Source organism: Brevundimonas sp. NPDC046655 (assembly GCF_044901625.1).
Classification (GTDB): domain Bacteria; phylum Pseudomonadota; class Alphaproteobacteria; order Caulobacterales; family Caulobacteraceae; genus Brevundimonas.
Genome location: NZ_JBJDPV010000001.1, coordinates 1,432,394 through 1,444,661 on the forward strand (window position 1 = coordinate 1,432,394; position 12,268 = coordinate 1,444,661).

Below are 12,268 nucleotides of genomic sequence, written 5' to 3' on the forward strand. Positions count from 1 at the left end.
GTGACAGTTCTGTTACGGCGCACATCCTTCATGTCGCGCGGCCTTCACGTCGCCGGGTCAGCATCACGCGCCGAGGCCAGCGGGAAGCAGGCGGCGAAGATCGCCCCCTGGCCCAGCGCGCTGTCCACGGTCAGGCCGCCGCGGTGGCGGATGATGATGTGGCGCACGATGGCCAGGCCCAGGCCCGTGCCCTGACGCTCGCCGCTCTTCTGGCCCTCCACGCGATAGAAGCGCTCGGTCAGGCGCGGCAGATGCTCGCGCGCCATGCCGGGTCCGTGGTCGCGCACAGTGACGACCGCATACTTCTGCCCCGCCTCGCGGTCCGGCGTGACCAGCGACAGGCGCGTGCCCTCGGGCATTCGCGCGGCCATGGCTTCGTCCAGGGTCCGGTCACGATTGATCGACAGTTCAACGACGCCGCCGTGACTGGAGTACTTCAAGGCGTTGTCGATCAGATTTTGGATGACCTGAACGATCTCGTCCCGATCGCCGGTGACCGTGGCCCCACCCTGCCCCAGGTCGGCCTTGATGGTCACGCCGCGCTCGCGCGAGATGACGCTGACGGCGTCCACCACGTCCGAGGCCGCCCGCGCCAGGTCCACCCGGCCCAGGGGCGCGATGTGCTCGTTCAGCTCGATCCGGCTCAGCGACAGAAGGTCGGCGACCAGACGCCCCATGCGGTCGGCCTGGATGGCCATGATGTCGAGGAACTTGTCGCGCGCCTTGGGGTCGTCCTTGGCGTGACCCTTCAGCGTTTCGATGAAGCCCGACAGCGAGGCCAGCGGCGTGCGCAATTCGTGACTGGCGTTGGCCAGGAAGTCGACGCGCATCATTTCCATGCGGCGGGCGTCGGTCTCGTCGCGCAGCGCCAGCAAGGCCAGTGCGCCCGCGCCCCAAAGATGGGCGTCCCGCTCCGGCAGGGGCCGGATGAAGGCCCTCCAGTGCCGCTCCTGGGCACCGCCGCCGACATAGTCGACCGTACTGCTGAAATCGCCAAACAGGGCCTCGTCCACCGCCTCTAGCACCTTGGGATCGCGGATCACCGAGACCAGCAGCCCCCCGCCCGTCCCGTTCAGCCGAAACAGCTCGCGCGCCGCGGCGTTGGCCAGGGCGATTCGCCGGCCGGCGATATCGTCCGCTTCACCGCCGCTGATGATCAGGATCGGATCGCCCAGGGCTTCGAAAACATCACCCAGCAGCGCGCCGTCGGGGACCAGATCAACCGGCCCGCCGCGGTCCAGTTCACCGATGCTGACCAGAGCCGGAGGACGGCGATTGACCAGCCAGGTCGCCGCCGCGACAGCCACGGCGCCCGCCGCCAGCCAGCCCGACAGCTCGGGCTTCATCACCGCCAGCACCGCCATGACCAGAATCGCCACGCCGCCGCTGGCGCCGGCGGTCCAGAGCCGGGACGAGGCGGTCGGCGCGACCGGCGAAGGCGAATGCTCATACGGCATGAAGATCGACGTTATCTCATTATTCAGCCACTGACCCTATGCTGGTCGCGACTCAAAAGGCGACCGGATGGGCGAAGATTCGCGCATAGCGTAGTTTGTTCACCGATTTGCGGCAGTCTTTTCGGCGGGTTGGAGGGCCTTGTGACGTGAATACGATCCTGAACTGCCTGGTTCAGCAACACGACTGGCGAATCCTCCCGTTCGCCCTGCTTGTGTCCGTGTTCAGTCTGCTGATCGCCCTCTCCCTGTTCGACCGCGCCCGCAACGTCGCGCGACGTTCGCGGTGCGCCTACCTGATCGCCGCGCCACTGGTCGCCGGACTCGGTGTCTGGAGCACCCATTTCATCGCCATGAAGGCCTACGACGCCGGCGTGCCGATGCGGTACGACATATCGGAAACGGCGGTCTCGCTCGGGGTCGTCGTCATCGCCTTCTATGTCGCCATGCAACTGGCCCTCGCGGAAAGCAGTCGGGTCAGTCGCATCGTGGCGAGCCTGACCTGCGGCCTGGGCGTCGCCGCCATGCATTTCATGGGCATGGCGGGATTGCGCATGTCCGGGGCCACCCTGTCATGGAACGCGCCGCTGGTCGTGGCCGCGGTGATCGGCGGCCTGCTGCTGGTCGGCGCCGTCGCCCTCCTGCCATGGCGCAGCGGCGCCAAACGGGTTGTCGCCGCCACAGTCCTGGGCGCCGCCAGCGTTTGCTGGCTTCATTTCGTCGCCATGAGCGCGGTGACCGTCACGCCCACGCCCGGCATCCTCCTGCCCGCCGCCGCCGCCGCCGAGACGACCCTGACCTTGTGGATCGGCGCCAGCGTCGCCCTGTTGGCCATCATCGCCGCCTTCCTGACCGGGATGGTCTGGTGGTCGCGGCACAGCGCCCTGGGTCAACTGCGCGAAGCCATCGAGGCCATGCCGGACGGCCTGGGCTTCTATGACGCCGACGACCGCCTGGCGATCTGGAACAAGCGCTACAGCGAGATCAATCCCGAGGTGACCGCCGCACTGAAGGTCGGCGTCACCTTCCGCGAAGTGCTGATGGCGGGCATCAACGCCGGCCTCTATCCCGCCGCCCTTGGGCGGGAAAATGCATGGATCGCCGAACGCATGGCCAACCGTCGCCGCCCCATGGGCGCGATGGAGCAGCAGATCGGCGGGCGCTGGCTGCGCGTTCAGGACCGCAAGACCGCTGAGGGCGGCACGGTCACCGTCTGCTCCGACATCAGCGACATGAAGCGCGACGCCCAGGCCCTGGCCGAAGCCCGCGACGCCGCCGACGCCGCCAACCGCGCCAAGAGCCAGTTTCTGGCCAATATGAGCCATGAGATCCGCACGCCCCTGAACGGCGTCATCGGCGTGGCTCAGGCCCTGGCCCGGACCGACCTGACGGCACAGCAACGCGAGATGCTGGACCTGATCCATTCGTCCAGCCGCACGCTTCAAACCCTGCTCAGCGACATCCTCGACCTGGCCCGCGTCGAGTCCGGTCGCCTGGAACTGGGCGACGAACCCTTCGACCTGACCAGGGCCGTCGAAGAGGCGGGCAAGCTCTACGCCGCCGCCGCCCGCGACAAGGGCTTGCAGTTCTTCGTCGAGGTCGCGCCTGAGGCCCGCATCTGGATGCACGGCGATCCCGTGCGTCTGAAGCAGATACTGACCAATCTGGTCTCCAACGCCGTCAAGTTCACCGCCTCGGGCTTCGTCAGCCTGACCGTCGACGCCGCGCCGCAGGGTCTGCGCTTCGTGGTTCAGGACACCGGCATCGGCTTCGACGCCGAGACGCGCGAACGCCTGTTCAGCCGCTTCGAACAGGCCGACGGCGACATCACCCGTCGTTTCGGCGGCTCGGGCCTAGGCCTGGCCATCAGCCAGGAACTGGCCGCCATGATGGGCGGCGGACTGGACTGCGAGAGCGAGCCCGGCGGCGGCGCCGCCTTCATCCTGACCTTGCCGCTGCGTCCCGCGGAAGCCCCCGCCGCGCCGACGCTGAGCGTCGCCCCGACGGACGCGATCTTCGCCGAGACGCGCCGCCTGCGCATCCTGGTCGCCGACGACCACCCCACAAACCGGCGCGTGGTCGAACTGATTCTGGATCAGGAGGCCGTCGATCTGGTCTCGGTCGAGGACGGGGCCCAGGCGGTTGAGGCCTGTCGCGCCTCGGTCTTCGATCTGGTGCTGATGGACATGCAGATGCCGGTCATGGACGGCCTGACCGCGACCCGCGAGATTCGCCTGCACGAAGTCGCCATGGGCATGTCGCGCACGCCCATAGTCATGCTGACCGCCAACGCCCTGCCTGAGCACATCACAGCGGGGACCGAGGCCGGCGCCGACCGCCACCTGGCCAAGCCCTTCAGCGTCGAGGCCCTGCTGGCCATGGTGGCGGAGCTGACCTCGGACGCGCCTCAGGCCGCGGTTCAGGCGGCCTGAGGGTCTTTTCTTTCTATTCGTAGCCGTGCGCGGCTTCGTTGATGACCTGACTGGGCATGGACGAGAAGTCCACGCTCAGCGGCCGAGCGGCTTTGGACTGGAAGGTCTTGATGACGTGCTCCAGTCGACGGCGCACCTCGCGCTCCGCCTCGGTCGATCCGTCCAGCGCCAGAGGCGCCAGACAGAAGTCGATGATGGCCTGGGGTCTGCTCAGCGGTTCCATGTCATTTCCTTTCCTGTGAAGCGTGGAACTCAGGCGGCGTGGAACTGGGCCGTCTCGGTCGAGTCCTTCAGGGCCGTGGTCGAGGACTGGCCCGAGGAGATGACCGTGGCGACATCATCGAAGTAGCCGGTGCCGACTTCGCGCTGGTGACGCGTGGCGGTGTAGCCGGCGGCCTCATTGGCGAACTCGCGCTGCTGCAGCTCGGAATAGGCCGCCATGCCGCGATCGCGATAGCCCGAGGCCAGCTCGAACATGCCGTTGTTCAGGCTGTGGAAGCCCGCCAGGGTGACGAACTGGAACTTGTAGCCCATGGCCCCCAGTTCGCGCTGGAACCTGGCGATGGTGTCCTTGTCCAGCTTGGCTTCCCAGTTGAACGAGGGCGAGCAGTTGTAGGCCATCAGCTTGCCCGGATGCTCCTTCTGGACGGCTTCGGCGAACTTCCTGGCGTCGTCCAGATCGGGGTGCGAGGTCTCCCACCACAGCAGGTCGGCGTATTTGGCGTAGGACAGGCCGCGCGCGATGCAGTGGTCCAGACCCGTGCCCGGCTTAAGACGATAGAAGCCCTCCGGCGTGCGATTCTCGCGGTCGATGAAGGGGTGGTCCCGTTCATCGATGTCCGAGGTGATCAGTTGGGCCGATTCCGCGTCCGTGCGCGCCACCGTCAGGGTCGGCGTGCCGCAGACATCGGCCGCAAGACGCGCCGCGATCAGGTTGCGCTCATGCGCCTGGGTCGGGATCAGCACCTTGCCGCCCAGGTGGCCGCACTTCTTCTCGCTGGCCAGTTGATCTTCGAAGTGGACGCCCGCGGCGCCCGCCTCGATGAAGGCCTTCATGATCTCGAAGCTGTTCAGCGGGCCGCCGAAACCGGCCTCGGCGTCGGCGACGATGGGGGCGAACCAATCCCGTTTCGCCCCGCCCTCGGCGTGCTCGATCTGGTCGGCGCGCTGCAGGGTGCGGTTGATGCGGCGGCACAGTTCCGGCGCGGCGTTGGCCGGATACAGGGACTGGTCCGGGTACATGGCACCGGCGGTGTTGGCGTCGGCCGCGACCTGCCAGCCCGACAGATAGATGGCCTTGAGGCCCGCGCGGACCATCTGCATCGCCTGATTGCCGGTGACAGCGCCCAGGGCGTTGATGAAGGGCTCGGTGTGCAGCAACTCCCACAGACGGTTGGCGCCGCGCTCGGCCAGGGTGTGGGTGATCGGCACCGAGCCGCGCAGGCGCAGGACATCCTCCGGCGTATAGGGGCGCTCGATGCCATCGAAACGGCCGGCGGGCGAAGGAACCAGATCGGCGAAGGTCGTCATGTTCGTCTCGGTCTCTATAAGGCGCGGCCGCAACCGCTGTCCCTAAGACCTGAACATGCATCCGTCACGAATGACACAGATTCAGACACACCATTCTAGTCAAACAGTCACATCATGACACTTGCCACGGAGTCATTATGTGACATCATCGCGCCATGAACGCCGCCGCTGACCGCAAGCTGTTCCTGGGCGGCCGCCTCAAGCGGCTGCGGCGCGACCTCGACCTGTCGCAAACGGCGATGGCGGCGGACCTGGGCGTCTCGCCCTCCTATCTGAACCATATCGAGCGCAATCAGCGCCCCGTCTCGGCCCAGCTGCTGCTGCGTCTGGCCGAAACCTATGACGTTGATCTTCGCAACCTCGGCCAGTCGGGCGGCGCGGCGTCGGAGGCGGAACTGTCCGAGATCTTCGCCGACCCGCTGTTCCAGGGCCTGGCCGTGCCCCGCCACGAGATCATGCAACTGGCCGAGGATCAGCCCGCCGCCGCCGACGCCGTGCTGCGCCTCTACCGCGCCTTCACCGACCGCCGCGTGCGCGACCGCGCCGAAACCGAGGCCGGCGGCGGCGCGGCCCCGACCGACAGCCCTTCGGAATGGGTGCGCGAATACGTTCAAGCCCGCCACAACCACTTCCCCGAGCTCGACGCCCTCGGCGAGGCCCTGCACGACGCCCTCAGGGCCGAGGCGTCCTCGCCGGACGAGAGCGTCGAGGCCTTGGCCCGGGCGCGGCTGTTTGCCCGCCACGGCCTGACGGTCCGCACCCTGCCCGCCGAGGTCATGGTGGAATGGACCCGCCGCTTTGACCCTCACCGGGGCCGGCTTCTGCTGTCCGACACCCTGGGCCCGTCGTCGCGCGCCTTCGCCGTCGCCTGCCAGTTGGTCCTGATGGAGCACGGGGCCGAGCTTCAGGCCATGGCCGAAGCGGCGAACGCCCCCGACGCGCCGACGCGCAACCTGCTGAAGACCTCCCTGACCAACAGCCTGGCCGCCGCCGTCCTGATGCCCTACGCCGCCTTCCAACGCACGGCGGAGGAAACCCGTTACGACCTGGCCCGGCTGCAGGCTCGCTTCGGCGTGGGCTTCGAACAGGCGGCGCATCGGCTGACGACGCTGTCACGCCCGACCGCGCGCGGCGTGCCCTTCTTCCTGATGCGGGTGGATCAGGCGGGCAATGTGTCGAAACGCTACGCCTCCGGCGCCTTTCCCTTCTCGCGCTTCGGCGGGGCCTGCCCGCGCTGGCGGCTGCACTCGGCCTTCCGCACGCCCGGTCGCATCGTCACCCAGATCATCGAGACGCCTGATGGATCGCGCTGGTTCACCCTGGCCCGCACCGTGGACCGTCAGGGTCAGGACGCCTTCACAGAGGGTCAGGACCTGGCCATCGGCCTGGGCTGCGAGCTGAAGCACGCTCACCGCCTGATCTATGCGCGCGGCCTGGACCTGCAGAAACCCGAGGTCACCCCCATCGGCCCCGCCTGCCGCCTGTGCGAACGCCACCCCTGCGCCGAGCGCGCTGCCCCACCGGTCGGCCGCGCCCTGACGGTCGATGACTGGTCGAAGTCGGTCAGCCCCTACCCCTTCGCCTGACGCCTCAGTGCGCCAGCAGCAGGGCCACCGGGCTTTCCGTCATCAGGGTCTGCGTCACCCCGCCAAAGATCCACTGACGCATCCGCGCATGCCCCCAGGCGCCGCTGACGATGACGCCGGCCTTCATCTCGGCGGCGCAGTCCAGCAGGCGGCGGCCCGCCGAGCGGTCGTCATGGGCGCGGGCCTCGCCCTCGGCCTTGACTCCGTGCCGCTTCAGCCAAGCCGCCACGTCTGCGGTGCGCAGCCGGGCGCCGTCCATGTCCTCGGGATCGCACAGCTCGACCACGCGCACGCTTTCGGCCTCGCGCAGCAGGGGAATGGCCGCCACCGCGGCCAAGCGGCTCTCGCGGCTGTCGGTCCAGGCCAGCAGCACCGGCGCACCCGCCACCGACCGCGCCGGGTTGGGCGGCATGATCAGCACCGAACGCCCCGCGCGCATGGCCAGGTCGGACGGAATGGGCGAGCGCCAGCCGCTGGCGTTGGCGGAATCTCGACCCACGATCAGCACGTCGGCGGCGCGGGCGTGCTTGACCAGAAGGCTGGTCGGGTCGCCTACGTCGGCGCGCCATTCGCAAGACAGGCCCGCCTTGGTCGCAACCTCGCGGAAGCGAGCCTCGGCGCCCTTCAGCGCGCTCTCGGCCCGCTCGTGCTGGGCGGTCAGCACCTCGCCTAGCAGAATTCCTGCCCCGTAAGCGTCGGCCATCGGCGTCTCCGGCGCGCAGGCCGAAACCCCGATCAGATGGGCGCCGTGCGCCTTGGCCAGGTTGGCGCCCTGCTCGATCCGCTGAATGTTGTCGGGCTCGTCGTCGACATAGACGATAAGGCTGGACCAGGTCATCGCGACTTCCTCTCGTTCCAGAACGATAGAACGCCTGAGCTGAAGTTCGGTCCTTGATCCCGATCAAATAACAGCGATCAGATCAGCACGACCTTGCCGTTCTCGACCCGATGCCGAACGCCTGTCTTTTGGAACAGGCTGGCGATCTCGGCGGCCGGATCGGCCGCGCCCTGATCCAGCATCTTCTCAATGGTCGCAGACAACGACGGATCGCCCGAGACGCGGGTCAGGGCGTCCAGCCATTCGGCGCGGCTCAGCACGCCGTCCTCACGGTTGGCGGCCAGCACCGGGCGCAGGAAGTCGAACCAGTCGCCGCCGTCGCGTCGTTTCTGCGCCCCTTCCGCCGCCATGGCGAAAACGGCCCCGCACGCATAATAGGCCCGGTGCTCGCCGCGATCGCCCGCCTCGGCCACCGGCTTGCGGCTCAGGCCGATGCAGTCGTCCACCTCGGTCTGAAGCTCCGCGCGATCATCATAGGCCGGGTCCAGCGCCTTCAAAGCCCGCACGGCCATCAGGTCGGCCCCGCCCTCGGTGATCCAGGCATCGCGGGCGAACTGATAGCGCACCGCCTGCCCCAGCCAAAAATGCGCGCTCTCGTGACCGATGAACCAGCGCGAACGTTCCTGCACCTCCTTGTTGGGATTCAGCACCCCGACACCCTCGAACTTCATGACGATCAGGCCGGGCAGGACGCTGCCGCCCATGCTGGACAGCCGCTCGGTCGGGCCGTTCCAGCTGACCATGACGGTCGAGGTCTCGCTGCCTACGCCGGGCGCGCCGAGACGGCGCAGGTAGTAGTCGCCGACATGGGGGGCGAAGCTGCGGATTTCCTCGCCGATCCAAGGCGGCAGGTTGGGGTCGATGACCGTGGTCAACCCCTCGCCCGGCGTCACCCGCGCCTGGCCCAGCAGGACATAGGAGCGCTCGCCGGTCGTGGTCAGGTCGGCGTGGCGCCTACCGTTGAACAGCACCGGCCCTGCCGTGTCGCGCCAGACGACGGTAGAGGCCCCGCCTTCCAGATCGACCCCGTTCAGATCGGCCGGCATGGCCTCGGCCGCCTCGACCGACGCCAGGGCGAAGACGTCGAACTGACGCGTCGGCAGGGCCACCGCGCCGTCCGAGAAGGTCAGCGTGCCGTACTCCGCCTCCAGATAGACCGACTTGGGCTTGAGCGAGAAACGGACGTGACGCGGCACGGGACCGCCGTCCAGAGCGCGGATCACGTCATAGTGGCCGCGCCGCTCCATGACGACGCCGGGCGTCTCGACCGTCCACTGCGTCGGCCGCCAGGGCTGACGCACGTCGGTCATCAGGGCCGAGTCCATGAAGGCCCAGACCTGCGCGTCGCGATTGAACACGTAGTCCGCCGTCCAGCGGTCGCCGTCGCGCGTAACCTCGACCTGCGGCGCGGCGCGCACATCCCAGGTTCCTGGCGGCAGGGGCGCCGAGGCGCAGGCACCGAGCAAGGCCGTGGCCAAAGCGGTCGAAACGGCGAAGGCTTTCAGACGCAAAGGTAGAAACTCCGAACTGTTCAGCTTGAGCATAGACGACGCGACGCCAGCGTCAGCTTACGGTTTGCTCAGGATTGCGCCCCCTCTAGGGCGCGGCCCGCCGCCGCCAGCTCGCCGGCCATGACCGCCTTCAGCCGCTGCGGCGCCTCGATGGTCGCCTGCTCGCCCCAGGTGAACAGGTGCCAGGCCAGTTCGCGCATGCCCGAGGCGCGGAACCGCACCAGGACCGATCCGTCGGCCTGATCCTCGATGGTCTGGGTGGGGTGCCAGCGCCATCCGCGCGCCTCGGCGGCGCCCTCGGGGGCGATGCGCAGCACCACCTCCTCGATCTCGTCCTGATAGATGCCGAAGGACTGGCTGGCGAAGGCGGCCAGGTCGAAGTCGGCGGGCGGCCGCGCCGTCCCCTCGCCTGCCTCGACCGAGCTCATGCGATCCAGACGGAAGGTCTGGATACGACCGCTCTCGCGGTCCGCCGCCACCAGGTAGTTGGCGCGCCCGAACATCAGGCCGCAGGGGGCCACGCTGCGGCTGCGCGCCTCGGCCCCCGGACGGGCGTAGATGAAGCTCAGGGGCCGTTCGGCCAGCACCGCGCCGCGAATCTCGGCCAGCACCGTCTCGTCGGCGGTGGGACGCGGCCCGGCCTGGACGGCGATAGTCTCGGCCCGGACCAGGGCTTCCAGATCAGGGGCCATGCGGTTCAGGGTGGTCGAGCGCATGGCCGCCTTGACCTTGCGCTCCAGCCCCTCCAGCGCCGCCGCTCGCGCCGGTTCGCCCGCCGCGCGCAGAGCGGCGGCGGCCTTGGTCAGCTCCAGCATCTCGGTGGCCGTCGGGGCCTGTTCGAAAGCGGACAGGCCGCCGCGAATGCGCCAGCGCTTGCTCGGCGGATCGCTGATCTCCTCGACCTGCGGGAACAGCATCAGCACCGCGTCGCGCATCCGCTCGGCCGTGCGCCGCCCGACCCGCAGTTGCCCCGCCATCTCGTTCAGCGTCAGCCCCTCGGCGCTGGCCGCCATGCCGCGCGCCAGATCAATGACCATCGCCGCCTTGTCGTGCCGCAAGAAACTTCTCCACAGAGATACGTCCGAAACTGACGCAATGCTGTCGCATCCTCTCAACATCAGCAAGAGGCAATCGCTTCAGGAGATCACGACATGGCCTTCGCCCGCACCCCGACGATTCAAAAGCCGGCCCGTAAGACCTTCGCCGACCGCTACATGATCGTGCCGTGCGAGGCCGAGGGCGACCTGGCCGTCATCTGGGACCGTCAGGAAGAACAGGTCGTGGACGTCATTTCGGCCTCGGCCAGCAGCCGCTACTCGGACGAAGACGCCCTGTGGGACGAGTTCCACGCCGCCCCGGCCGCCGCAGCCCACGACTGGCGCATGGCGGCGTAAACCCTGTGGGTCGCCTTCAAGGTCAGGACGCTGGCGAGGGTCTGAATGCACCGTTGCGGGCGACGACGCGGGCGCGAATCTCGCCACGCATCCGCTCCAGCTCGCTCCCTTCGATCAGACGACCGCGCAACACCAGATCGGCGATGCGCCGCGTCGCCGACACATCGACCAGCGGATTGGCGTCCAGCACCAGCAGGTCGGCCGACTTGCCCGCCGCCACCGCGCCGTAACGCGCGCCCTGATTGAGGAAGCGCGGCCCGTCCACGACCGACCCCATCAGGGCCTCGCGCGGCGTCAGGCCCAGCTTCACATACAGCTCCAGCTCGTCGTGCAGCGAGAAGCCCGGATAGTTGAATGAGTTGAGGAAGCCCGCATCCGTCCCGGTCAGGATCACCACGCCCGCATCGCGCAACATGGGCAGGGTGCGCGACGTCACCTCCTTGACGAAGTGACGGTCCTCGATCTGCTGCGGCGTGGCCTTGGCCGCGCGCTCGACGCGCCAGTCATAAGTCGCCCGGATGCCCGGTCCGACATAGGCCAGGCCGTCGTCGTGCGAGTGGTCGTCCAGGTCCAGATTGGCCAGGGTGGTCGAGCCGTAGAGGGTCGGCGACACCGCCGTGCCCAGCTCCCTAAGCCGCGCATAGACCCGCCGCGCCGTCTCGACGTCGAAGGTGTCGGCGTAGCGCCGCATGGTCTGGGCGTAGGTGTACTTGCCCGCCAGATAGTCGGCGGCGATGGCCGCTTCATCCTTCGAACCCGCCTTCATGGCGTAGTCGAGGTGTTCGATCGACGACAGGCCGGCCTCGGCGGCCTCCAGCACGGTGATGCTGGCCGGGATGTGGGCCGAGGTCTTCATGCCCCGCTTCTTCGCCTCGCGCACAGCGTAGAGGAAGAGTTCAGGCTTCAGGGTGTTGTCGGTGATCTTGACGAAGTCGACGCGCAGGGCCTGCAGGCGGTCCAGAGCGGCGTCGACATCGGCCTCGCTGCCGGTCTCGATCACACCCTTCCAGACCGGGGCGATGCCCTCGATCTTGGGACCCGAGGTGAAGATGCGCGGGCTGTCGGGGGTCGGCGGGGCGTCGCGCCAGTCCAGCACCTGCTGCGCCAGGTCGCCCGCCGCATCGCGCACCGCGACCACGCCGTTGACGACATAGAGGGGCATCAGCTCGGCGTTTTCCTCGATCAGGACCTCGCCCCCGCCGAAGTGGACGTGCATGTCCCACAGACCGGGCATGACATAGCGGTCCCCCAGGTCCTGCGTCCGCGTGGCGCGATAGCGGCTGGCCTCGCCCTCAGGCAGGACGGCGACGATGTCCCCGCCGCGCAGGGCCACCAGTTGATCGGGCGCCGTCGTTCCCTTCTCCACATCGACCACCGTGGCCGAGGTCAGCAGCAGGTCGACCGTCTCGACTGGAGCTTCAACGGCCCTCAGCGGCGCCGTGGCGCAGGCGGACAAGAGGGCGGCGGCGGCGACGATCAGGAAGGTGCGCATGACCGTCCGCTATAGGCCCCTGCGCGCGCCC

Annotated in this window: 10 protein-coding genes; 3 read left to right on the forward strand and 7 right to left on the reverse strand. The window is 68.4% G+C overall.

Annotated elements, in window-relative coordinates; genetic code table 11:
• Nucleotides 1-44 precede the first annotated feature (44 nt).
• Nucleotides 45-1,457, reverse strand: coding sequence for a cell wall metabolism sensor histidine kinase WalK (locus ACI2KI_RS07030; protein ID WP_292084324.1), 1,413 nt, complete (start codon nucleotides 1,455-1,457; stop codon nucleotides 45-47).
• 146 nt (nucleotides 1,458-1,603) lie between these two features.
• Between ACI2KI_RS07030 and ACI2KI_RS07035 the strand changes: the two genes are divergently transcribed.
• Nucleotides 1,604-3,886 carry an ATP-binding protein gene (locus ACI2KI_RS07035; RefSeq protein WP_404618673.1) on the forward strand — a complete coding sequence of 761 codons (2,283 nt, stop codon included), beginning with the start codon at nucleotides 1,604-1,606 and terminating at the stop codon, nucleotides 3,884-3,886.
• 13 nt (nucleotides 3,887-3,899) lie between these two features.
• On the opposite strand, the gene ACI2KI_RS07040 is transcribed toward ACI2KI_RS07035, so the two are convergent.
• On the reverse strand, nucleotides 3,900-4,109 hold the full coding sequence (locus ACI2KI_RS07040) for a hypothetical protein (RefSeq protein WP_313102890.1): 210 nt from the start codon (nucleotides 4,107-4,109) through the stop codon (nucleotides 3,900-3,902).
• A 29-nt stretch (nucleotides 4,110-4,138) separates the two neighbouring features.
• Entirely contained in the window at nucleotides 4,139-5,416 is a 1,278-nt protein-coding gene (gene aceA, locus ACI2KI_RS07045; RefSeq protein ID WP_404618675.1) for an isocitrate lyase, read from the reverse strand.
• Nucleotides 5,417-5,571: 155 nt separating this feature from the next.
• Between aceA and ACI2KI_RS07050 the strand changes: the two genes are divergently transcribed.
• On the forward strand, nucleotides 5,572-7,002 hold the full coding sequence (locus ACI2KI_RS07050) for a short-chain fatty acyl-CoA regulator family protein (RefSeq protein ID WP_404618677.1): 1,431 nt from the start codon (nucleotides 5,572-5,574) through the stop codon (nucleotides 7,000-7,002).
• Between the two features lie 4 nt (nucleotides 7,003-7,006).
• Here the strand turns inward: ACI2KI_RS07050 and ACI2KI_RS07055 are convergent, their stop codons facing one another.
• The 3 genes from ACI2KI_RS07055 to ACI2KI_RS07065 all read right to left on the reverse strand — a co-directional run bounded on the left by ACI2KI_RS07055 (nucleotide 7,007) and on the right by ACI2KI_RS07065 (nucleotide 10,409).
• Nucleotides 7,007-7,840, reverse strand: a complete 834-nt coding sequence (locus tag ACI2KI_RS07055; protein ID WP_404618679.1) for a hypothetical protein — start codon at nucleotides 7,838-7,840, stop codon at nucleotides 7,007-7,009.
• A 77-nt stretch (nucleotides 7,841-7,917) separates the two neighbouring features.
• Nucleotides 7,918-9,351, reverse strand: a complete 1,434-nt coding sequence (locus ACI2KI_RS07060) for a hypothetical protein (protein ID WP_404618681.1) — start codon at nucleotides 9,349-9,351, stop codon at nucleotides 7,918-7,920.
• Nucleotides 9,352-9,419: 68 nt separating this feature from the next.
• Nucleotides 9,420-10,409: a WYL domain-containing protein gene (locus ACI2KI_RS07065; RefSeq protein ID WP_404618683.1), complete on the reverse strand. Its 990-nt coding sequence runs from the start codon at nucleotides 10,407-10,409 to the stop codon at nucleotides 9,420-9,422.
• Between the two features lie 93 nt (nucleotides 10,410-10,502).
• Between ACI2KI_RS07065 and ACI2KI_RS07070 the strand changes: the two genes are divergently transcribed.
• On the forward strand, nucleotides 10,503-10,745 hold the full coding sequence (locus ACI2KI_RS07070) for a hypothetical protein (protein ID WP_404618685.1): 243 nt from the start codon (nucleotides 10,503-10,505) through the stop codon (nucleotides 10,743-10,745).
• Between the two features lie 22 nt (nucleotides 10,746-10,767).
• On the opposite strand, the gene ACI2KI_RS07075 is transcribed toward ACI2KI_RS07070, so the two are convergent.
• Entirely contained in the window at nucleotides 10,768-12,237 is a 1,470-nt protein-coding gene (locus ACI2KI_RS07075) for an amidohydrolase family protein (RefSeq protein WP_404618687.1), read from the reverse strand.
• Between the last annotated feature and the right edge of the window lie 31 nt (nucleotides 12,238-12,268).

What these genes read in the sequence shown, in the direction of transcription:
- ACI2KI_RS07075 (WP_404618687.1), bottom strand. Translation starts at nt 12,237, where the DNA reads ATGCGCACCTTCCTGATCGTCGCCGCCGCCGCCCTCTTGTCCGCCTGC.
- ACI2KI_RS07040 (WP_313102890.1), bottom strand. Translation starts at nt 4,109, where the DNA reads ATGGAACCGCTGAGCAGACCCCAGGCCATCATCGACTTCTGTCTGGCG.
- aceA (WP_404618675.1), bottom strand. Translation starts at nt 5,416, where the DNA reads ATGACGACCTTCGCCGATCTGGTTCCTTCGCCCGCCGGCCGTTTCGAT.
- ACI2KI_RS07070 (WP_404618685.1), top strand. Translation starts at nt 10,503, where the DNA reads ATGGCCTTCGCCCGCACCCCGACGATTCAAAAGCCGGCCCGTAAGACC.
- ACI2KI_RS07030 (WP_292084324.1), bottom strand. Translation starts at nt 1,457, where the DNA reads ATGCCGTATGAGCATTCGCCTTCGCCGGTCGCGCCGACCGCCTCGTCC.
- ACI2KI_RS07055 (WP_404618679.1), bottom strand. Translation starts at nt 7,840, where the DNA reads ATGACCTGGTCCAGCCTTATCGTCTATGTCGACGACGAGCCCGACAAC.
- ACI2KI_RS07050 (WP_404618677.1), top strand. Translation starts at nt 5,572, where the DNA reads ATGAACGCCGCCGCTGACCGCAAGCTGTTCCTGGGCGGCCGCCTCAAG.